At 43.3% G+C, this 23020-nt stretch carries 20 protein-coding genes; 17 read left to right on the top strand and 3 right to left on the bottom strand.

Features of this window, described 5'->3' with window-relative positions; all coding sequences use genetic code 11:
• The first annotated feature begins 192 nt into the window (after positions 1-192).
• On the top strand, positions 193-1158 hold the full coding sequence (locus F9Y84_RS20290) for an ABC transporter substrate-binding protein (RefSeq protein ID WP_147390587.1): 966 nt from the start codon (positions 193-195) through the stop codon (positions 1156-1158).
• A gap of 203 nt (positions 1159-1361) precedes the next feature.
• Positions 1362-1859: a P-loop nucleotide/nucleoside kinase family protein gene (locus F9Y84_RS20285; protein WP_128729943.1), complete on the top strand. Its 498-nt coding sequence runs from the start codon at positions 1362-1364 to the stop codon at positions 1857-1859.
• 563 nt (positions 1860-2422) lie between these two features.
• On the opposite strand, the gene F9Y84_RS20280 is transcribed toward F9Y84_RS20285, so the two are convergent.
• Complete coding sequence (locus F9Y84_RS20280) at positions 2423-2770, bottom strand: RidA family protein (RefSeq protein ID WP_147390586.1); 348 nt, start codon at positions 2768-2770, stop codon at positions 2423-2425.
• A 124-nt stretch (positions 2771-2894) separates the two neighbouring features.
• Complete coding sequence (locus F9Y84_RS20275) at positions 2895-3635, bottom strand: substrate-binding periplasmic protein (RefSeq protein WP_147390585.1); 741 nt, start codon at positions 3633-3635, stop codon at positions 2895-2897.
• Positions 3636-3881: 246 nt separating this feature from the next.
• On the opposite strand from F9Y84_RS20275, the gene F9Y84_RS20270 reads away from it, so the two are divergent.
• From F9Y84_RS20270 to F9Y84_RS20245, 6 genes are all read left to right on the top strand, one after another.
• A complete protein-coding gene (locus F9Y84_RS20270; RefSeq protein WP_176032818.1) occupies positions 3882-4556 on the top strand; it encodes a GntR family transcriptional regulator in 675 nt (224 codons plus the stop codon).
• Positions 4557-4570: 14 nt separating this feature from the next.
• Entirely contained in the window at positions 4571-5449 is an 879-nt protein-coding gene (prpB, locus tag F9Y84_RS20265) for a methylisocitrate lyase (RefSeq protein WP_147390584.1), read from the top strand.
• Between the two features lie 77 nt (positions 5450-5526).
• Entirely contained in the window at positions 5527-6648 is a 1122-nt protein-coding gene (gene prpC / locus F9Y84_RS20260) for a bifunctional 2-methylcitrate synthase/citrate synthase (protein ID WP_147390583.1), read from the top strand.
• A gap of 74 nt (positions 6649-6722) precedes the next feature.
• Positions 6723-9317, top strand: a complete 2595-nt coding sequence (gene acnD, locus F9Y84_RS20255; protein ID WP_125252622.1) for a Fe/S-dependent 2-methylisocitrate dehydratase AcnD — start codon at positions 6723-6725, stop codon at positions 9315-9317.
• Between the two features lie 2 nt (positions 9318-9319).
• Positions 9320-10495, top strand: a complete 1176-nt coding sequence (prpF, locus tag F9Y84_RS20250) for a 2-methylaconitate cis-trans isomerase PrpF (RefSeq protein WP_147390582.1) — start codon at positions 9320-9322, stop codon at positions 10493-10495.
• Between the two features lie 156 nt (positions 10496-10651).
• Positions 10652-11251 carry a LysE family translocator gene (locus F9Y84_RS20245; RefSeq protein WP_225740833.1) on the top strand — a complete coding sequence of 200 codons (600 nt, stop codon included), beginning with the start codon at positions 10652-10654 and terminating at the stop codon, positions 11249-11251.
• A 111-nt stretch (positions 11252-11362) separates the two neighbouring features.
• Here F9Y84_RS20245 and adhP read toward each other — a convergent pair whose 3' ends face one another.
• On the bottom strand, positions 11363-12376 hold the full coding sequence (adhP, locus tag F9Y84_RS20240; RefSeq protein WP_147390591.1) for an alcohol dehydrogenase AdhP: 1014 nt from the start codon (positions 12374-12376) through the stop codon (positions 11363-11365).
• A 257-nt stretch (positions 12377-12633) separates the two neighbouring features.
• Between adhP and F9Y84_RS20235 the strand changes: the two genes are divergently transcribed.
• The 9 genes from F9Y84_RS20235 (at position 12634) to F9Y84_RS20195 (ending at position 22990) form a co-directional block, all read left to right on the top strand.
• On the top strand, positions 12634-13908 hold the full coding sequence (locus F9Y84_RS20235) for an SAM-dependent methyltransferase (RefSeq protein WP_147390581.1): 1275 nt from the start codon (positions 12634-12636) through the stop codon (positions 13906-13908).
• Positions 13909-14015: 107 nt separating this feature from the next.
• Positions 14016-14462, top strand: a complete 447-nt coding sequence (locus tag F9Y84_RS20230) for a GNAT family N-acetyltransferase (protein ID WP_128730168.1) — start codon at positions 14016-14018, stop codon at positions 14460-14462.
• 43 nt (positions 14463-14505) lie between these two features.
• Positions 14506-14718, top strand: coding sequence for a DUF1289 domain-containing protein (locus F9Y84_RS20225; RefSeq protein WP_125252626.1), 213 nt, complete (start codon positions 14506-14508; stop codon positions 14716-14718).
• A gap of 561 nt (positions 14719-15279) precedes the next feature.
• Complete coding sequence (locus tag F9Y84_RS20220; RefSeq protein ID WP_147391248.1) at positions 15280-16530, top strand: efflux RND transporter periplasmic adaptor subunit; 1251 nt, start codon at positions 15280-15282, stop codon at positions 16528-16530.
• Between the two features lie 12 nt (positions 16531-16542).
• The gene (locus tag F9Y84_RS20215) at positions 16543-17259 is read left to right on the top strand and encodes an ABC transporter ATP-binding protein (protein ID WP_147391249.1); all 717 of its coding nucleotides are present in this window, start codon (positions 16543-16545) and stop codon (positions 17257-17259) included.
• A 1-nt stretch (position 17260) separates the two neighbouring features.
• Positions 17261-19657, top strand: a complete 2397-nt coding sequence (locus F9Y84_RS20210) for an ABC transporter permease (RefSeq protein ID WP_147391250.1) — start codon at positions 17261-17263, stop codon at positions 19655-19657.
• A gap of 4 nt (positions 19658-19661) precedes the next feature.
• On the top strand, positions 19662-21044 hold the full coding sequence (locus tag F9Y84_RS20205; RefSeq protein ID WP_147391251.1) for a sigma-54-dependent transcriptional regulator: 1383 nt from the start codon (positions 19662-19664) through the stop codon (positions 21042-21044).
• A 12-nt stretch (positions 21045-21056) separates the two neighbouring features.
• A complete protein-coding gene (locus F9Y84_RS20200) occupies positions 21057-22313 on the top strand; it encodes a sensor histidine kinase (protein WP_147391252.1) in 1257 nt (418 codons plus the stop codon).
• A gap of 377 nt (positions 22314-22690) precedes the next feature.
• On the top strand, positions 22691-22990 hold the full coding sequence (locus tag F9Y84_RS20195; RefSeq protein ID WP_168756785.1) for a hypothetical protein: 300 nt from the start codon (positions 22691-22693) through the stop codon (positions 22988-22990).
• The last annotated feature ends 30 nt before the right edge of the window (positions 22991-23020 follow it).

Genomic DNA, 23020 nt, shown 5'->3' with positions numbered 1-23020 from the left:
TATGAACAGTGGTTACCACAAAGCGCCGACCTGTTTGCCGAACAGTCTATATTTTTTTGAACACGTAAATCTGATCTTCGAAGTGGATGAATGTGATTTACGCATTGATGTGTGTTTGCTAATGGTTTAAGTTCACAATCTAGAGCCGAGCAGCTATAACTTAATAAATGTACACTGTTTGCTTGATTCAATATGAATACTTTACGATGTAAGCGCGTGGCTTTAGGAGGACTACTGTATTTATGTGGAGGTTTTTTTGCTCATGCAGAACCAGTACGCATCATTGTTAATGATTGGGCAAGCCAATTGGTGGTGTCTAATATTTATGCCAGCTTGCTCAAGCACGCTGGAATTCAGTCACAGTTTATTTCTTTGCCAACCGTAGGGCAGTGGTATTACTTAAAATATAACCATGCTGATGTGCAAGTTGAGGTATGGCAAGGCACAATGGAAGATAAACTAGAACAATTGCTGCATTCGGGTGATATTCAGCTGGCGGGTACGTATCCTATTTCTACACGAGAAGAGTGGTGGTATCCGGATTATGTCGCAAAATTATGCCCCAAGCTACCTGATTGGCGAGCTTTAAACGATTGTGCACATTTATTTAGCGAAGGTGATGACCCAAGAGGTGTATATTATAACGGTCCATGGGAAAAGAACGATTCAGCGAGAATTAGAGCATTAAACCTGAATTATAGAGTCGAAAACTTACCTGACGACTTTTCACTGGTGCGCGTCCTAAAAGATGCGTACAAAAACAAAAAGCCTATTTTAATATTTAATTGGACCCCAAACTGGGTGGAAGCACGTTATGCTGGCTATTTTGTAGAGTTTCCACTTTATACAATAGAGTGTGGAACGCAGCCACAATGGGGCATTAATAAAGATTTTTTACATGACTGTGGAAACCCTCGTGATGGTTGGATAAAGAAAATAGCGTCAAGCGCGTTTGTTCGCTCACAACCGTGCGCCTTTGCGATTTTACAAAGTATGACCTTTAATTCTGACGACCTTGCACAGTTTGCTTTGCAAGTTAATATAAACGCAAAAACGAATGAAAAAGCCAGTGAAATGTGGCTTAAGCGATATCAATCACGTTGGCAAAGTTGGTTGAAACATCCAAGTTGCCAAATTTATCGCTATAGCCAGAAGTAATTGTAAAGGGGGGGGGTACACTTTTCGCTTAGCCTACTATTTATAGGGCTTGCCCAAGAAGTAGGTACCACTTATAGTGGGGTAGCGAAGATGTATAATTCAAAGAAAACTAAGGCAAACCTACACAAAAGTGTTTTTTACCATGACTCATCGCTAAGTGTTTTTCACCAATTAAGTGATTGCTAAGTACAAATGGAGAAAATATGGAAAATAAAGGAAAGCTGTTCTTTTTCTGTGGCAAGATGGGGGCGGGGAAATCGACAAAGTCTCGGACAGTCGCTACTGTAAATAATGCAATTTTAATTTCAGAAGATGATTGGTTGTCAGCGCATTATCCTTCTCAAATTCAAACTTTTGATGATTACATTCAGTACTCAAACCTCATTAAACCTTTTGTTAAATCTCATGTGCAAAACTTATTAAGTATTGGGGTTAATGTTGTTATGGATTTCCCAGCAAATACTGTCAAGCAAAGGTCATGGTTCGTATCACTATGTTCTGAAGTAAATAGTGATTATGAGCTCTGGTATCTAGCGTTAACCGACGAGCAATGTTTATCTCAAATCGCTATGCGTCGGGTAGAACAACCAGAAAGATCAATGTTTGATACAGAAGCTGTATTTCATCATGTAACCCAATACTTTGAAGCGCCAACAGCGAGTGAAGGTCTTAATTTGGTGGCTGTGGAAAGTATCGAGTAGCGCAACATTTTCAATGGAACGTTTGGTACTATTTTGAATTAACTTCCGTGCTGTCAGTATAGTAGTTTAGCGGCTCATTACTTAACGTTAGCATAGGTAAATAGGAAATGTAGATGGTACACGCAGCATCAGGGTTGCTTTTTCCCTTACTTATTTTGTTTGCTTTATCGCTACCCATTATTCTGTTTTGGGTGTTTAAGGGTGATGGAAACCGTGGGAAAAGAGGCTTAATTGGGTTTGCTCAAATTGCTGTTTTGACGATAGCCACTTTGATGTGTTTTTCTGGTGCTAATATGGTTCAGCAAGTTGGTTTTACAATAGCGTTCATAATCTTAGTAATTATGTTGCTCACACCCATGGTATTTAAAAATCGAAATTATTAGAGCTCAAACCTGCAAGATTAAGGCAATGAAGAAATGCATCAGCTTATGCTCACTAACAGCAAATAGAATCTAATGGCGTGAGGAAATCTTGGTTGGTGTTATTGCCAAGCTTGGTCGGTATCGAAGAGCCAGATATGACAGATAAGTGCAATGTTAATCGCACTTACCTTAATTTATCAGCTAGATTTCTGCAGCGACTACCGAAATCTCAACAAGCAAAGCATCACGAGCCATGCTCGCTTCAACACAAGCACGTGCAGTTGCATACCCTTGCGGTACCCACGCATCCCATACTTCGTTCATTTCAGCAAAATATTTCATGTCTTTAATATAAATTGTTGCAGAAAGGATGTGCTTGCGGTCGCTGCCCGCCTGAATAAGCAGTTCGTCAACTTTTTCAAGCATGGTCTCGGTTTGTTCTTTTATCCCTTGCTCGGCATCTTTACAGACTTGACCACATAGATAAATTGTCCCGTTATGTTTAACTATGCGGCTCATTCGTTGTTTAGTTTCAATACGTTCTATCAAGTTTTTTCCTTGGTTATTTGGTAACGTGGGTAAATTAAGAGTAGCTAATACTACTCTTTTTCTAGAAGATGGACTACCTGACCATTGGTATCGTGAGCAAGACGTGAAGCTGTAGCTCTAGCCATCAATGCGTTATTTTATATTTAGCATAAATGGCTTTTATTTTGCCGTCATTAATCATGCGGCTCAGCGCCGTGTTTATTTCCAGATTTAGCTGTGTCAAATGAGGTTGGAAGCGCATGTGCACCGGCAAGCGGCTTATTCTAAAGCAAGGGGAAAAATCACGATATTTAGGTTGCTGAGAGATATAATAATCCGCGGTTTCTGCGCCAATCATAATATAATCTAGACGGTTATGCTCAAGCTGCGCGAGGAGTTCTTTTTCAGAAATATTCTCGTAAATGGAGATCTTATCTTTGCCTAGGTGCTCTTCGAATGTGTCATAGTGGTACCCTCTTACCTTGCCGACGAGCGCACCATAAAAGTGTTCAGGTTGTTGCTTTCCCTTGCAGTTTGCTTTTCGTCCTAATAGCACCTCTGTTGAAAAGGCGTAGTTAATACTATATATGCCGGGTACTTTAGCGGCTTTACGCCAAACTGGGTTTACGCCGGGTTCGATATCTACATTACCACCATCAAAGTAACGTTGTCCTCTGGCGACAGAAAGTGGAATAAAGCTAAATTGATGTGAGGTCAGGTTGCTCAGCTCCTGAAAAATGTCGACAAATATGCCTGTTGGTTTGCCTTTCTCTTCAAAATAATAGGGTGGGTTTGCGCCATGATACACCAACACAGAATAAGACTGTGCGTTGGCAAGGCCTGTTGCCAGCAGAAATATTGTTGTGATGAGGGGGTAACGCCACATTGCTAATAGTCAGCCTTTTGTCCTATTACATATCATAATATGCAGAATTGTTATCCTGCGCAATGAATGTTGTCGTTACCTCTGTACGTGATGAATGAATCAACGGTAAGTTTTAATACATCATAAAATTGGTGAATAGTGTCTATATTAAGAATTGTCGACAATTTGCATTTTTGTTAGTTGACGTTAACGTCAACTAACACTATATTGTCTACAACTTAAAAAACGATGACTGACTAACTAATGATGAGCTTTCTAGACGAACAAGCAGTTACTTCTTCTGATAAAGCATTCTTTCGTATGAGAAAGGAAATTGTCGAAGGAGAGATAGCTGCTGGTTCCAAGCTCAGCGAAATGGAATTGTCGACAAAATACGAGGTCAGTAGAGCGGTTGTTCGTGAGGCAATTAATCGTTTGGAGTCATGTCACTTGGTTGAACGTAAAGCCAACGTTGGAGCACGTGTTGTTACCCTTACACCAGAAGGTTTGATGGAGCTTTATCAAATTCGAGAGGCGCTGGAGGGGATGGCAGCAAGACTGGCTGCACAGTACATGACCGAGGGTGAAGTACAAGATTTAGAAGGTCTTCTGTCGAGCCAATTCGATGAGGTCAAAAATCAACACTCTTACTATCAGGAAGCGGGTGACCTTGATTTTCATTACCGCATTATTCTTGGCAGTAAAAATGCTAGCCTCATCTCTATGCTGGTCAATGGTTTATATCACTTAGTGCGCATGTATCGCGTACAGTTAGGGATGGCAGGGCCTCGGGTTACCACTGCATTTGACGAGCATAAACATATTGTTCGTGCAATCAGTAACCGCGACCCAGAGCTGGCAGAAATACTGATGCGTCGACATATTCAATATTCTAAAAATAATATCGCAGCCAAGTTAGCAAGCAATCAATCACATATATAAGAGAGAACATCATCATGAGCGCAGGAAAAAAATTTCGTGAGGCACTAAAAGCCAATAAGCCGTTACAAATTGTCGGAACTATTAATGCTTACAGCGCGATAATGGCAAAAAAGATTGGCCATCAAGCTATTTATCTTTCAGGTGGTGGCGTTGCTAATGCCTCATATGGTTTGCCTGACTTAGGAATGACATCTTTAAATGATGTCATTGCTGATGTAAGTCGAATTACTTCTGCCTGTGATCTTCCTTTGATGGTTGACATTGATACTGGCTGGGGTGGTGCATTTAACATTGCTAAAACCGTTCGAGATATGGAAAAAGCAGGGGCTGCAGCGGTACACATGGAAGACCAAGTGGCGCAAAAGCGTTGTGGTCACCGCCCGAATAAAGAAATCGTGTCGACAGAAGAAATGGTTGACCGTATTAAAGCAGCAGTTGATGCGCGCACCGATCCTGACTTTTTCATCATGGCAAGAACAGACTCTTTTGCACAAGAAGGGCTAGAGGCGGCAATTGAGCGTGCAAAAGCTTATGTTGCAGCAGGCGCGGATGGCATTTTTGCAGAAGCGGTACAAACAGAAGAACACTATCGCGCATTCAGCGAAGCACTTGATGTGCCCATCCTCGCGAATATCACTGAGTTTGGCAAGACTGAGCTTTGGAATAAGGCTGAGCTAGGAGAGTGGGGGGTAGACATGGTGCTTTACCCATTGAGTGCGTTCAGAGCGATGAATAAAGCGGCAGAGTTGGTATATCAGTCCATTTTAGAAAACGGTGACCAAAAAGCGGTACTCGATACCATGCAAACCCGTATGGATTTGTATGATTACCTTGGTTATCACGAGTATGAGCAAAAGCTCGATGCACTTTTCGCCGAAGGTAAAAATAAGTAAAAAATTAAAGCTGCTGGGGTTACTCAGCAGCACAAAATATCAATACCCAGCAGGTAAAAAATTCAGGAGACAATAATATGGCTAAAGTACTAAGTGGCGCGGGCCTTCGTGGTCAAGTAGCGGGAAAAACAGCACTATCAACGGTAGGTAAGTCGGGCTCAGGTTTGACTTATCGTGGTTACGATGTAAAGGACCTAGCTGAAAATTGTCAGTTTGAAGAGGTGGCTCACCTTATCCTTAAAGGTAACTTACCAAATCAAACTGAACTGGACGCTTATAAAAGCGAGCTAAAAGCAATGCGCGGTTTGCCGCAGGCGTTAAAAGAAGTATTAGAACGTATTCCTGCTGACGCACACCCGATGGACGTATTACGTACTGGCTGTTCAATGCTTGGCAACCTTGAAGGTGAAGCAAGCTTTGACGAGCAAGGTAAAGTAACCGACCGCATGTTAGCGAGCTTCCCAAGTATTATTTGCTACTGGTATCGCTTTAGCCATGATGGCGTTCGTATCGACGTGGAGACGGATGACGACTCAATTGGTGCTCATTTCTTACACCTACTTCATGGTGAAAAGCCAAGTGAGCTGCATGAGCGCGTAATGCACGTGTCACTTATCCTTTATGCCGAGCACGAGTTTAACGCATCAACCTTTACTGCCCGTGTTTGTGCTTCAACGCTTTCTGATATGCACTCATGTATTACTGGTGCGATTGGTTCTCTACGTGGTCCACTTCACGGTGGTGCAAACGAAGCGGCAATGGAAATGATTGAGCGCTTTGAATCTGCTGATCACGCAGAGCAAGAAATGATGGGCATGCTTGAGCGTAAAGAAAAAATCATGGGCTTTGGTCATGCTATCTATTCAGAGTCAGACCCTCGTAACGAAATCATCAAACGCTGGTCTGAAAAGCTAGCAGCAGATGTGGGGGATACTGTACTTTACCCTGTGTCTGTACGCTGTGAAGAAGTAATGTGGCGCGAGAAAAAGCTATTCTGTAATGCCGATTTCTTCCACGCATCAGCTTATAACTTCATGAAGATCCCAACTAAATTGTTTACCCCAATCTTCGTTATGTCACGCTTAACAGGTTGGGCTGCACACGTTATGGAGCAGCGCGCAGATAACCGAATTATTCGTCCATCAGCGGAATACACTGGTGAAGAATTACGTCCAGTTCCTGCTATTTCTGAGCGTTAATCGAGCACGACTCAAGTCTATTCTGGCGGCCGTCATGGCCGCCTGTTCTCCGTCACAGATTGTTGGAAGTTGTTATGAATACTCAATTCCGTAAACGTTTACCTGATTCTGAACTTTGCTATTACGATACAAAAGAAGCAATAGAAGCTATTAAACCCGGTAGCTATGAGACTCTACCTTACACCTCACGTGTACTTGCTGAAAACTTAGTGCGCCGCGCTGAGCCTGAAAAACTCAATGATTATCTTGAACAGATCATCGAGCGTCGTCGCGATTTGGACTTTCCGTGGTTTCCTGCTCGCGTAGTTTGCCATGATATTTTGGGTCAAACTGCACTAGTCGACCTTGCGGGTTTACGTGATGCTATCGCTGAAAAAGGCGGAGATCCAGCTAAAGTCAACCCTGTCGTGCCGACTCAGCTGATTGTCGATCACAGCTTGGCAGTAGAGCATGCTGGTTATGAAGAAGATGCGTTTGAGAAAAACCGCGCGATTGAAGACCGTCGAAATGACGACCGTTTTCATTTTATCAACTGGACTAAAACGGCATTTAAAAACGTCGATGTGATCCCGCCGGGCAATGGTATTTTGCACCAAATCAATTTGGAAAAAATGTCGCCAGTTATTCAAGCGCGTGACGGTGTTGCCTTCCCAGATACGCTTGTTGGCACCGACAGCCACACGCCACACGTAGATGCACTTGGCGTTATTGCCGTTGGTGTGGGTGGCCTTGAAGCGGAAAGCGTAATGCTTGGTCGTGCGTCTTACATGCGATTGCCGGATATTGTTGGTGTTGAAATCATTGGTAAACGCCAACCGGGGATCACCGCAACGGATATCGTATTGGCGATCACTGAATTTTTGCGTAAGGAGCGCGTCGTTTCTAGCTACTTAGAATTCTTCGGTGAAGGTACGCAAGACCTTAATTTAGGTGACCGTGCGACAATTTCAAACATGACACCAGAGTATGGCGCAACCGCGGCCATGTTCTACATCGATGAGCAAACCATTGATTATTTGAAGCTCACAGGCCGTGATGACGAGCAAATCAAGTTGGTGGAAAAATACGCTAAATTAACTGGGCTTTGGGCTGATTCTTTACAAAACGTACAGTACGAGCGTGTACTTAAGTTCGATTTGTCGACGGTGACACGTAATATTGCAGGCCCTTCAAATCCGCATCGCCGCGTTGCAACTAACGACCTTGCCAATCAAGGTATCGTTAAAGAGATTGAAGCGCCAAAAGATGGCTTGATGCCAGATGGTGCCGTGATCATCGCTGCTATTACCAGCTGTACTAACACCAGTAATCCACGCAATGTAGTTGCCGCAGGCTTGCTCGCACGTAATGCCAATAAATTAGGCCTTGCCCGTAAACCTTGGGTGAAAACGTCTTTTGCACCGGGGTCGAAAGCAGTACGTTCTTATATGGAAGAGGCAAAGCTCCTACCTGAGCTTGAGCAGCTCGGTTTTGGTGTCGTTGCCTTTGCTTGTACGACTTGTAATGGCATGAGTGGCGCACTTGATCCGAAAATTCAACAAGAAGTGATTGACCGTGATTTATACTCAACGGCAGTGTTATCGGGTAACCGTAACTTTGACGGCCGAATTCATCCATACGCAAAGCAAGCCTTCTTAGCTTCACCGCCACTAGTTGTAGCTTATGCAATTGCAGGCACCGTGCGTTTTGATATTGAAAATGGTGTACTTGGTCGCGACCAAGAAGGTAATCCGGTCACACTTAAAGATATCTGGCCAAGCGATGAAGAAATCGATGCAGTGATCAAAGAAAGCGTAAAACCAGAGCAGTTCCGCGCCGTTTATGAACCAATGTTTGACCTCACGGTAGACTATGGTGAAGACAACGACCCACTTTATCAGTGGCGTCCAACGAGTACTTATATTCGTCGCCCTCCTTATTGGGAAGGGGCATTGGCGAGCGAGCGTACCATGAAAGGCATGCGTCCATTAGCGATTTTAGGCGATAACATCACGACGGATCATTTGTCACCATCGAATGCGATTTTGGCAAGTAGTGCGGCGGGTGAATATCTGGCCAAAATGGGTTTACCGGAAGAAGATTTCAACTCATACGCGACACACCGAGGTGATCACTTAACGGCGCAGCGTGCGACATTCGCCAACCCCAAACTGTTAAACGAAATGGTGGTAGAAAACGGTGAAGTAGTACAAGGTTCACTGGCGCGTGTTGAGCCTGAAGGCAAAGTCACCAGAATGTGGGAAGCCATCGAAACCTACATGGAGCGTAAGCAACCGCTGATCATCGTTGCTGGCGCGGATTACGGCCAAGGTTCATCTCGTGACTGGGCTGCAAAAGGTGTACGTTTGGCTGGAGTTGAAGTTATCGCAGCAGAAGGCTTTGAACGTATTCACCGTACCAACTTAATCGGTATGGGAGTATTACCGCTTGAGTTTAAAGCGGGCACAACCCGTAAAACGCTTGAACTCGATGGTACAGAAACCTATGACGTTGAGGGGGAACCGGCACCAGGTGCTACTTTAACTCTTGTGATTAATCGTCAAAGTGGTGAGCGTGTAGAGGTGCCTGTGACTTGTCGCTTAGATACCTTTGAAGAAGTGTCTATTTACTCTGCTGGCGGCGTGTTACAACGCTTTGCCCAAGACTTCCTCGAAGCGGAAGGTGTGTAACCATGAGTCAATTTAAGCCGCAAATTAAAATTCCTGCCACTTATATGCGTGGCGGCACCTCTAAAGGGGTGTTCTTTAATTTAACAGATTTACCCGAGTACGCGCAGCAATCGGGTGAAGCGCGAGATAACTTGCTGCTACGTGTGATTGGCAGCCCAGATCCCTATGGTAAACATACCGATGGTATGGGCGGTGCAACTTCCAGTACCAGTAAAACCGTGATCTTAAGTAAAAGCGACAAAGCCGACCATGATGTGGACTACTTATTTGGTCAGGTTGCTATCGACAAACCATTTATTGATTGGAGCGGAAACTGTGGCAATTTAACGGCTGCGGTGGGGGCATTTGCGATCAGCAATGGCTTAGTCGACGCGCATAAAGTGCCTGAGAACGGTGTTGCTGTCGTTAAAATCTGGCAGGCGAATATTAGCAAAACCATAGTGGCGCATGTTCCTATCAGCAATGGAGAAGTGCAAGAGACGGGCGATTTTGAACTGGATGGCGTAACTTTCCCAGCAGCAGAAGTGGTGGTTGAGTTTATGGATCCAAGCGACCCAGATGTTGATATGTTTCCGTCGGGCAATCTCGTCGATACGTTAACTGTGCCTGATGAAGGCACCTTTGAAGTGACCATGATTAGTGCCGGGATCCCCACGCTTTTTTTCCGTGCTGCCGATTTAGGCTATGAAGGTACAGAGTTACAAGAAGCGATTAATGGAGACTCAGCGGTACTTGAGCGATTTGAAAAGATCCGTGCCTATGGCGCAGTGAAAATGGGGTTGATAGGTCATATTGACGAAGCGAAAGTTCGCCAACATACCCCCAAAATTGCTTTTGTTGCACCCGCTAAATCTTATGCTGCATCGAGCGGTAAAGCGGTGGAAGCCAATACCATCGACTTAAACGTTCGTGCCTTATCTATGGGTAAACTGCACCATGCGATGATGGGCACAGCCGCTGTGGCGATAGCAACCGCGGCGGCCATTCCTGGCACCCTAGTTAACGAAGCGGCAGGTGGCGGTGATCTTAACTCAGTGACCTTTGGGCACCCATCAGGCACCTTAAAGGTTGGCGCGCAAGCACAGCAAGAGTCTGGCCGTTGGCAAGCTAAAAAAGCCGTCATGAGCCGCAGTGCTCGCGTGCTAATGGAAGGCTTTGTTCGCGTCCCAGAGGCGTAACTCCACACTTAATTAAAGGCTCTGTTCCCAAGAGCCTTATTCTCAATATAAGAAAATTCCCGAGTTATTGCTTGGTCGTGAAGGTGTGCCAGTCGCTTGGCTACGTCTGTGGTATCTATCAAGCGAACTCGTAATATAAAAAATCATAAGGATAAGATGATGTTCGAAGCTCTACTTTCTGTGGCAATTACAACTGCGGTGTTACTTGGCTCACCAGGGCCTGCGCCGCTAGCACTTGCGGCAGCTGGCGCCAGCCAAGGTGTGAAAAAAGGTTTCCCGTTCTTAGCTGGTATTTTGGCGGGATTGTTAGTAGCAGTGATCTGTGCGGCTACGGGAGTGGCTGGACTGCTGGTAAGTCAGCCTCAGGTGACGCTCGTGCTAAAGTGGCTTGCAGCCGCCTACTTAATTTACGTCGCCTATAAAATTGCAGCAAACAACTCGGCGCTTGGTAATACTGGCGCACGGCTACCTAGCTTTAAAGATGGGTTTATTCTTAACCTCCTTAACCCCAAAGCCTACGCGGCTTGCATCGCTATTTTTGCGACTGCTTCGGTGCCTGCAGGCTCAAATCTAGTTGCTACGTTACTTGCCGCTAGCGTGTGCTACGTGGTGGCGATAGTGGTCGACACAATGTGGCTGGCATTAGGTGGTGTGATTTTTAAAACATTGAAAGATGAGACCGTGCTAAAGCGTGTTCGATATGGTTTTTCATTAATGTTAGTACTGCTGGTACTGTATGGGTTATTTTTTGCGTAGAAAGTATTAATACTCATATGACATGATTCAAACATGGAATAACAACTGGCGCGCCCAAGCTGTTATTCCTTATTGTGCTAAATGGAATCGTGTTCAGCACGCCTGCACAGGTTAGTCAAAGGTAAGCACAACTCTTCCGTTAATCTCGCTGTTAAGCATATCATCGAATATATCATTGATTTGCTCAAGTGGTTTGGTTTCAATAATGGCCTTTACTTTGCCCTCAGCGGCAAACTGTAAGCATTCCGTTAGATCTTGACGAGTACCCACGATACTACCAACTACACTGATACCTTTAAGTACAGTATCAAAAATCGGGATTGGCATTTCTTCAGGTGGTAAGCCAACTAAAACGCATGTACCGCCGCGCTTTACACTATTGAACGAAGTAGTAAATGCGGGTTTAGATACTGCGGTACAGACAACCGCTTGGACGCCGCCAAGTTGCTCTTGCATCTCTTGTGCGGGGTCATGGTGCTTAAAGTCGATACATAAATCAGCGCCAAGATCTTTTGCCAGTGCTAATTTTGATTCACCGGTGTCCACTGCAACCACATTTAGCCCCATGGCTTTGGCATATTGCACAGCTAAGTGACCGAGGCCACCAACACCAATAATAGCCACCCACTCTCCCGGTTTGGCTTGTGATACTTTTAACGCTTTATAGGTAGTGACACCCGCACAAAACAATGGCGCAGCATCAACAAACGATAGGCCTGCTGGAATTTTTATGACGTAGTTTGCGTCAGCTTTGCAAAATTGAGCATACCCGCCATCCACAGAGTAACCGCTATTTAGTTGATCTGGGCATAAGTTTTCATCGCCTTTGAGGCAGTGCTCGCAGTGACCACAGGCACTATGCAGCCAAGGTATGCCGACTCTATCGCCAATGGCTAGATGTTTGACATCATCAGCTTTTGCGATAATCGTACCAACACCCTCATGACCGGGTACTAGTGGTAATTTGGGTTTTACCGGCCAATCACCGTGACACGCATGTAAGTCCGTATGACAGACACCGCAGGCGGCAATTTCTACAATGACCGAGCCTTGGGTGAGCTCAGGCTTTTCAACTTCTTGAATTTCTAGTGGCTGTTTAAATTGATGCACTAACGCAGCTTTCATCATGTTGCTCCTTGATTGGGTGGCTAAATATAGTTAATCTGAGTTGCTGACAATACCAAATTAAATCCCAAAACAGTGTGTTGTGTAACTTTCTGCAAGCCTCAGAGTACTCAGTTTAACAGCAGTTGCAGCGCCATCATTGATCAGAAACAAAAACAGAGTTGATCTAAAAAACAATATAAGAAAAGGGTCAAAGATACTGTAAAGTAGTGTTTTAGTGCTTTAATAATGTATCTGAGCGTACTTCAAGGAAAACAATGGAACTTCAAGAATTTAAGCGGGATTTGCTGAATAGCATCTTCGCCGCGAACAAACATACCGCAAATTTAAGTGTGTTATTTCAAGCATTCACTCAAGTCCTGGGTGAGCTGACAGGGATTGAGACTGAGTTTGATATGAATGATTGGAGTAATGTAAACACCGAGTTTGGCGTTGCGATTTCCCCTGTGCAAGCAGCTAAGTGCACTCAAGAACAATTGCGAAGCCTTGTCTTTATGCAGGGGGTAAAAGCTGCGATAGAAGACAAGCTAAACCAAGGTTTACCTGAAGTACGTATTTTATACGCAGGTACAGGCCCCTATGCAACCTTGCTTGTTCCTTTACTCGCTATGCTCCCTGACTTACCTGTTCGAGCGACATTACTCGACATCCATAAAGAGAATGTTTCAGCAGTACAGCAACTTATTGATAAGCTGGATGTTGCACATTGCGTTGAGGAAGTGGTGTGCACCGATGCACTAAAATGGCAGCCAAAAGATGCAGATAAATTCGATATTATTATTTCGGAAACGATGACGGCCCTCCTAAAAAGGGAGCCACAAGTATGGATTTTTAAGCATTTATTCCCATATTTGCAAGAAGATGGCGTGTTGATCCCCGAGTCGATAGCGCTTTTTGCGACATTAAAAAGAAGCGATGCTGAGGTTCAAGTCGGTGAGTTTTTTAATTTGCAGCGCACAACCGTTAAAAAATTAAGTGAAGGAGATAGCTCGGTATTGACTGGAACGTTAACGATCCCTGAGGAGTATGAGCCAGGCGACGGCTTTAAGTTGAATACGCATATTACTGTGTATAAAGAGCACATGCTCGGTGAGCATGAGAGTAGTCTTAACGTTCCTTTTACTATTCCATGTGAAGCTACGAATTTATCAGTTGGTGCAGAAGTGAAGTATCAGTACTGTAATAACAGCTCACCTGAGTTCATATTTGATTTCCCCAAACCTCCCAAGTTTATACAAACTCAACAAATAGCTCCTTTAGACGAAAAGAGTGCGCTGGGATTGGTTGGGCTCTTAAGCATGTTTCAACACTCGCAACTAAAAAAACATAGGAAATCCATAGAAATGCCTGAAGCAGTTTGGGTGTGTCTGCAAACGCTGTGTGATGAGCTTAATATATCGCTTCAAAATTACTTAGCAACGCTTTATCAATCAGCGAGCATTGATACACTTGAAGCTTGGTTGGTGACGCAAGATACGAGATTGAATAATGCGGATTTTATCAATGATCTGAATGCGAAATTGCTTAAGTAATGGTTATATGCACGGCTCAATGACGGTGGCACAGGTTTGATGTGCCTCGTCGTATCAAGAAGAAATAAGAGAAGTTAACTAACTATCCTAAATTCAGGTTAAAGAAGATGATAAAGCTAGTACCAAGTGAGTTTGTAGAATTGGCAATTTTATGTGAAATGGAAAGCGCGCAGGAAAATACAGAGTTTATTTTGAGTAGTACACTGACGGCTCATCAACAATTGTTTATTGAGCCTAATGTCTATTATTTGAATATACAGGACGGAGATGAGATAGTTGGTTTTATACTTTTGGCTGCTGAACCAGATAAAAATAGCGTCGAATTTCGCCGTATTGTTGTTAGCAAAAAAGGAATGGGTATTGGGCAAAAAGCGCTGCAGCTGATGGAAGCGTATGTATTAGTTGAATTACAGATGGTACGTATTTGGTTGGATGTATTTGCCAAAAATAAGCGAGCATTACACATTTATCAAAAACAAGGGTACAGTCAATTTGATTCACTACAACACAATAATAAAACTTTACTATTATTAGAAAAGGATCTTGTCAAATAGTACACTCGAGGTATCGATTTTAGGGATGTTTTAGGAACCTTTGATGGCAAATTTAAATGATTACTTTGTCCACTCCCCTTGCGTAAGGCAGTGCTGTTTGGACGATAACGATGTGTGTGTTGGCTGTTTTAGGACACTGCAAGAAATCACCAGCTGGAGTCGCTTTAGCGAAGACGAAAAGCGAGAAGTCATTGTTAACTGCACAAAGCGAATGCACACATCAGAAACTAAAACCCACCACCCGTCTAAGCGCTAACCATACTATTGCAAAAAAGTGAACGCAGTAGTAAGTGATAACAGCTGCTAAAGAACAAGTTATACCAATTTTCTTAATTAAGTGGTCTATTTTGAGGCGAGAAAATCTTGTTGATAACCCCGCTACCGCGTCCTGCTCACGCCGAGGTACCTACGTCCTGTAGGCAAGGCAAAAATTTTGCTATTTAGTTGTTCTAAATAAGAAATTTTTAACGCGGTTAGCGTCAGATTTACTCCTTCAAATTGAGCAAGTATTAAGTCAAATTGGTATTATTATCCCTAGTTTAGGTTAATGCTCAAGCTTTCCGAGTAATTTCAAGCATTACTCGTCAGTTACACCACTAAACATTTTTGAATTACAGCACTGATGCTCCGGATTTTTGCTTCCCGCTTTTTGAACTGTTCCAGTTTCGAGACAGGTTGTTTAATTACTGTGTCTCACTTTCGACACACCTGCTATCTTATTTTCTACTGAAATAGTTTATCGTATTGATTATTAATGAAAAAAATAATGGCCTGAAACTTGATTTATATCCTGTATTCTTAAAGAGGAGTACAGAGTATGGATATAAAACTAGCAAAAACTCAGCGCTTACCAATGACTAAAGTGGTGTTGCTGGTTATTGCGCTACTTGTCGGGGGCTTGGTCGTTTTCACCAAAGCATATACGCAAAGCGCGTCGAATGTGGTTTTTCAAGATGAATTAATCGTCGCTAAAGTTCAGCAAGGTGAGTTTGAGCTGAGTGTGAAGGGGTTGGGTAGTTTAGTACTAGAGAAACGCCACTTGGTAACTAGTATCAGCGGAGGGAAAGTGGTTGAAGTCTTGGTAAAGCCTGGGGAAATGGTCACACAAGGGATGATAATTGCGCGACTTGAAAACCCTGCTTTACATCAAACATTGACTCAAAAACAAAGCTTGCTGAGCAAAACGGTAGCACAACACGAAGCTGAACTGGCTGAATTGAAAGCGAAAGTACAGCAAGCAAAAACGGCTCACTATGACGCTTTTTTGGCCTATAAAGCTGAAAAAGCCCAGTGGCAAGCACAAAAAACCTTGATAGACAAAGGTAACAGTACCATTTCCATGCTTGACCATCAGCGCAGCGAATTTGCAATGCAGCGCAGTCAAAAACAAGTTGAATTACAACAAACCAGCGTCGCTACTCAACAAGCTGTGTTGCAAGCGAAAATGACCGCGCAGCAGGCCGAGCAAGCCAGTTTATATTCTGAAATTAAGCTGCTTAAAGAGAACATTACTGCGCTTAAAGTGCGTGCGCCCATCACAGGTCAAATTCAAGATGTATTTATTGAATTAGGCATGCAGCTAGCTAGTACCAGCTCAGTAGCTGAGGTCGCTGATCCCCGCTTACTAGTCGCTAAAATTAATGTCGCTGAATTAGATGCACCACAGGTACAAGTTGGGCAACAAGCGACGATAGACACCTACACCTCTCGTTTTGGTGCTGTTGTTAATCGTGTTTCTCCAAAGGTGGTAAATGGCCAAGTGGAGGTGGAGCTAAGCATCACAAATACACTGCCAATAGAAGCCAGAGACAAGCTCAATATTGAAGGCGTAATTGTGACCAGTCATCAATCAAACGCTACTTTTGTTGCCATGCCTGCCAATGCCGTGGCAAATAATCAAGCCAGTGTCTTTGTTGTTGATAAACATTTGGCGACGAAAAAAACAGTTAAATTTGGTCAGCGTTCGGTAAACTATATAGAAGTGCTTGAAGGCCTTAATAAAAATCAGACTATCATCATTTCCGATATGGAAAAATACACTCAAGATAGCCAAGTGCTAGTGCGTTAACAGGACATCATTATGAACTCAGTTATTCAACTCAACAACATCGAAAAGCGATTTCAAACAGACGAAATTGCAACGCAAGCGCTAGATGGTATTAATCTCGTAGTAGAGCCCGGCGAGTTTGTGGCTATCACGGGACCGTCAGGGTGCGGCAAGTCAACGTTATTGTCAATTTTGGGCTTGATTGATGAGCCAAGTAACGGCGAGTACTTTATCAGTGGTAACCAAGCGTTTAATTTAAACTCGGACGAGCGTGCTCATATTCGTGCCAATCATATCGGTTTTATTTTTCAGGCCTTTAATCTTATCAGTGATTTAAACGTGCTCGAAAATGTCATGTTACCGTTGACTTATATCGGCGGCATTAGCCAAAAAGAAATGGAGCAAAAAGCCAAAGATGCGCTGTCGATGGTGGGATTAGAAAACCGCATCAATCATTTTCCTTCTCAGCTGTCAGGCGGACAGCAACAGCGTGTTGCGGTTGCTAGAGCCTTGATTAATTCACCAGATTTGATCCTTGCGGACGAGCCGACCGGTAATTTGGACTCACACAATGCACAGCAAGTGTTAGGGTTATTAAGCGAGCTTCATGCTGCTGGCAAAACGATTTGTATGGTAACGCATGATATCGAATCTACGACTTACGCTAGCCGTGTTATCTCTATGCTAGATGGCACAATTTTAAGAGACAAAAAACAGCTTGAGCGCGCAAGCAAAGTCGTTGGAGCTTAGTATGGGATTACTTCTAGACTTTCGTTATGCACTGAGAAATATCGCCAAATCAATGCGCTTCACGTTATTGATGATGTTTATCATGGTTGGTAGTTTGACCATATCACTTATTGGTTTTAACTATATTTATACGGTGGCCTTTTCACATAGCCAAGTAAATAGTAGTAACACTGAAATTAGGATCCTCAAAGTTCACAATCCTATCAGTATGCAAAGTCAATTTTCGTATAGTATGTTGCCACAGCTCAAAGCGCTTGATGAAGTCAACCAGTTGGATGAGTGGCTTTACATCGCTCCGGCACAAGTTTGGGTAAGTGATGCTGAGCGAGGCAGTCATTATCGTGGCTCGTATGTTGATGAACGCTTTTTTCAGTTTTTGAATAGTAAACCGGCACTTGGACGATTTTATACCGCTGAAGATTTTATCGGTTCAGCCCAAGATGTAGTGGTTATTTCAGATTACCTATGGCTGCACCTATTTCAAGGCAGTAAAGATGTTATTGGGCGAACCATGATTATCGACCAAAAGCCCTACGAGATAATCGGTGTGATGCCCAAGCGCAATAATTTTCCTGTATTTTCTAAGCTCTGGTTACCATTAAAAGCGAATAATGCCGCACCTGAAGACGAGATAAATATAATCTATAAGTTGCCGAGCGGGGCACTGGAAGCAAAGCTTGAGCAGCGTCTAAGCTTATTTTTCAGCGATTATGTCAAACAGCGAATGAGCCGCTCTGCACTTGAAGTAGATAAACGCGTGCGAGTTGAATCTATGACCTTGGTGGAATACAACACCGATGGTGAAGCGGTATTTATATTTACCTTGTTTATGGCTGGTATCGTACTTATTTTGCTTATTTCCTCAATTAACATTGGTAACTTACTTTTTGCCAAAATCATTGAGAGACAAAAAGAGTCGGCTATTCGGGCCGCGATTGGCGCGAAAAAATTAAGGGTGGTTCAGCAGCATGCTTGCGAGGGCTTGGTCTACTGCGTTAGCAGTTGGGTTGTGGCGCTATTATTAACAGACCTCGGTTTGCGAGCGCTGAACTTTTTTATGCATATGATGTTTGGTGGCAAAATGCCGTACTGGTGGTATTGGCAGCTAAATGCAGTCACCATCTTGGTGTCACTATTGCTGATAAGTTTGGTATTTGCTATTGCAGTGCTGTTACCTGCGGTGAAAACCGCTAATTTTAACATCAATGATGTACTGCGAGACGGCACGCGTGGTGCAACCGGAAAACGAGCGGGATTGATGTCAAAACGCTTACTGTCTTTGCAGGTGATCTTAGTGAGCTTTATGCTGATGGCATCGAGCACCATAGGCTATGTGATGTATTCTATGGCGGGAAATATTGACGGCGAAGCCCTCAAAGGGGTGTACTCAACTGAGTTGCAATTTCAAACTGAAAGCGAGTTTTCGAGTGATAAAGCGCTCGAAATGGCAAACGCACTAGTCGTGGGAATGACATTGGACTCTGCCTTTAAAGAAGGGCGTGTGTATCAACGGGAGATGGAGCTTGATGTGCTAACAAGCGAGGGCGAAGTGTATACCGATAAAATCATAAATATTGAAGCGGTATCTCATCTGTTTAAGCGCGAGTTGCAAAGCGGTAGGAACTTCACAGCACAAGACAACACAGAAGCTGCGCCCGTCGTGATCATTAGCCAGTCTCTCGCAGAGGCTCTGTTCGGCAGCGGGGAAGTATTGGGTCGCTCACTGATGTTACGTGATGCAAAATGGCCAAGCGCTAAAATAGTTGGTATTGCTGTGGATGAAATGAACGTTGTTGCCAGCGATCGTCGTCATGAAGTCTACTTTAGTTTTCATCAATATGCGCCAAAGGAAAATGCAATGGCGGTTAAGTTCATTACTGAGTTGCCGCCAAGCCAAAGTTACGAAACCTTCTATCGCGTGTTAAGTAGGCTCTCAAGCAAGCTCGAAACCAGCTATATCTTTGATCACTACGACAACCACCGTTCTATGATGGGGGCTTTCACCAGCATCATTTATGTGTTTTTGATTGTGGGTGGATTTGCATTGACGCTTTCTTTAATTGGTATTTATGCCATGGGTCTGAGTAATATCAACAAATCTAGCTATGAAATAGGTATTCGCCGTACTTTAGGGGCAAAAGATGGTCAGATCATGTTGTTATTTATCAAGAAAAACCTTGCCCATACCTTAACTGGGTTGATGATTTCTGCATTAATTTTCTATATCTTGTGTTATCTTGCGGTAGACTTTTTCCGTGGTGTTGTGCCATTCAGCGTAATGTTTGGCGCAGGTACAGTGACTTTGTTGCTGGTATTTGCGGCGGTGTGCTTTGCGTTATACGTGCCGGTGAAGCGCTGCATAAAAGTCCAACCTGCGGTTAGCTTAAGAATGGAATAATAATGTGAAAAAGGTGCTCATAGTAGATGATTCGCTTGATATTCAAGCGAGTCTGAAGTTTTTACTTGAAGATGAAGGCTATACTTGCCATGGCGTCGTAACACCAGATGCAGCGTTTGATTATGTGAGTACGCAAGAAGTAGACTTGGTGTTATTGGATATGAACTTTACCCAAGATACGACCCGTGGTAAAGAAGGCCTTGCGGCAATCTCCCAATTGATGCAAATCGACCCACTTTTACCGATAGTAGTGATGACTGGCTGGGCGACGTTAGATCTCGCTGTGAATGCCCTCAAGCAAGGTGCAGCGGATTTCATCGAAAAACCTTGGGACGATGAGCGCCTTGCTCACAGCATAAAAGTACACATTGAGAAGCGTGCTGACAGACAAGACTTAGTACGCCTCTCCGCTGAAAATGAACGCCTTAAAAAGACTCAGCGGTCAATTAACTTTGTTACACAAAGCGAACACAAACAGCGAGTGCTCGCGCAACTGACGCAGTTAGCGCAAAGTGAGATGAATATTTTGCTCACTGGTGAAAATGGCACGGGAAAGAGCTATTACGCGCAGTATATACATGAGCATTCTCGACGCGCAGATGGCAGTTTTATCTCAATTAATATGGGGGCAGTAAGCGATGAGCTGTTTAATTCTGAATTATTCGGGCACAAAAAAGGCGCGTTCACAGATGCCAAAGAAGATAGGGTTGGGGCATTTACGCTCGCGAGTAACGGCTCATTATTTTTAGATGAAATTGCTAACTTGTCACTACGCTCGCAAGCAAAGCTGTTACAGGTTTTAGAGGAGAGAAAATACACTGCTGTTGGTAGCCACAAAGTTTTGGAAAATACGGCCAGAATCATATCGGCGACTAATAGCAAACTTCATGATGCTATCGCCAATCAAGCGTTTCGCCAAGACCTCTACTACCGACTCAATACGGTTGAAGTAGAAATACCGCCGTTAAGAGCGTGTCCTGAAGATATTTTGCCACTAGCAGAACGCTTTTTATCCCAGTTTAGTCATAATTATAAAAAACCACTCGCAAGCTTAATGCCTTGTGCAGTCAAAGCGCTTAAACAATATGAGTTTTTGGGTAATGTAAGAGAATTAAAACACATGATGGAACGGGTTGTGTTCACGTGTGCAAACGCTAAAGTTTTTGCCAGTGACTTGGCACTCAATAACGCCTCAGACCAGTCGCTTCACTCAACAACAAAAAGTACGTCAGTTATACCCGAGAATCACGATTTAACGCTGGATGAAATTGTAGAGCAGGCACTGTTTAGCCGCTTAGCGTTTCATGGTGGCAATGTTTCAAAAGCAGCCAAAAGTCTTGGTTTGTCTCGTAGTGCTTGGTATCGCAAGATGGATAAATACGAATAGGAGCCGGCTTAAGTGTTTTATCGATTTGGACATTGGCTACTCAATGCGTTACTACTTGTTATCGTAAATGTGCTGCTCATGATCCATCATTACCCAATAACATTGATTGTACTTGTTGATTTGATATTTATAGCGTGCGGTGTTTTATTGGCTTATCACTTTGGTTCAACGAGGCAGCATACCATAAATTTGATAGACACGTTGCTGATATCGCTCCGTCAAGGTGATTATGCCCTAAGGGCTGTACACGCAAAAGATAGACAATTGCATTCAACTGTTGAGCATGTAAATGCGCTAGCACAAACTATGCAAGCCGATCAGCGGGCGCTTGCAGAGCACAGCGACCTGCTAAAGCAAATTATTGAAAAGATTGACTGTGCGCTCATTGTATTTGACAGTCAAAAAGTGGCATTTGCTAACAGCTACGCAGAGCGAACGTTTCTAGATTGCTATAAAGACGACGTATCTGGTTGGTTTCAATCATTACAAGCAGAGCGAAAACAAGGGAAAGTCTCTGTCATGCTAGGTGGTGTAGAACATGCTTTTTTACTCGAACATGATAGCTGCTACATCGCGAATAAGCCCCATACTTTACTGGTGCTAAAGCAACTCGATAGTATTTTATATCAACAAGAAAAGGATGCCTTACAGCGCTTTGTTCGTATTTTAAGCCATGAGATCAATAATACCTTGGCGCCAATTGGTACGGTAGCACGTAGCCTCACCAAACGCTTAAATGGAGATATTGATATTGATAGATTTAGCAGTGGACTTGCACTTATTAACGAGCGTGCCAGTTACTTAAAGGCTTTTATGGGAAATTATGCTGCTCTTGCTAAGCTTCCTCCTGCACATACACAAATCATCAACGTAAGTGAGTTTTGCGCGCAACTGCAAAGCGCATATCCTCAGCTACAAGTAAAAAATACAACTGAGCAATTTGGTTTTTTTGACCCTAGCCAAATTAAACAAGTGCTTTGTCACCTTATAAATAACGCTTTAGAAGCTTGTACACCGCCACCCGAAGTCGCCCTCAGTATTATTCCTGACTCAGACAAATTGGTGTTTACGGTTACAGACACCGGTCCTGGTTTTTCCAACCTAAATGAAGCTGCTGAAGCATTTTATACCACCAAAGCCGATGGCAATGGCATAGGCTTGATGCTCTCTCGCATTATTATTGAAAACCACAGTGGACAGCTTAAACTGGGCAATAACCCAAGCGGTGGCGCAAAAGTCAGTTTTTGTGTAGAGCGGGGTGGAGATTGAGTGATAAGTCGAACCCCCGAAGTTCAAAAACAGGAGCATGCGCAACGTTATTTCAATATGTTTGATAGTGCTTAGGGGAAGGTATTTACTATGTGTGCTTGGTGTTCTCAACAGGTATATTGATTAGCTAAAATATATAAATCAGTTTAGAACTATTGATATAGTTGTGCTCAAAGGGGGGGAGCAATAACAATAGCTTTTATTAAATTAAATAACTTTAATAAAAGAGGCGATTAAAACTATTAGTAACCTTTTTTAAATTGATGAAAACGAAAAAGCTCTTTAGAAAGAGTGTAACCAAAACAGGGTTTTGCTGCTTAGTACTAGCTTTAGCCAGAGAATATAGGTTATATAATCATGCTAATAAAGGAAAAAAGATGGAATTTAAGAGTGGTATTATAATGTGGGGTTTTATTGTTTTTTCCCCACTGGCACATGCTGATATCAGTTATATTGATAAAAATCATATATTGAATACGCTTACAGATAACATTGAGCAACAATATGTTGAAGTAAAAAAGATAGATAAAATTTCAGATGCTCTTACCGTGCTGAAAACAAGTTCTAAATTTACTAGCAGTCCAGGGGCGGAGCATACTTTGATTACTTATAAACCAAAGAATACCTGTGCCCTAAATTTGTCGTTCCAGCCAGCGGTTTTCAATTTGCTGCGTTGACTCGGTAAGCCGCATTCACACTGCTTGAGC

The sequence above is a fragment of the Pseudoalteromonas peptidolytica genome (assembly GCF_012641745.1).
Classification (GTDB): Bacteria; Pseudomonadota; Gammaproteobacteria; order Enterobacterales; family Alteromonadaceae; genus Pseudoalteromonas; species Pseudoalteromonas peptidolytica.
This window is presented reverse-complemented; position numbering and strand designations above follow the sequence as displayed.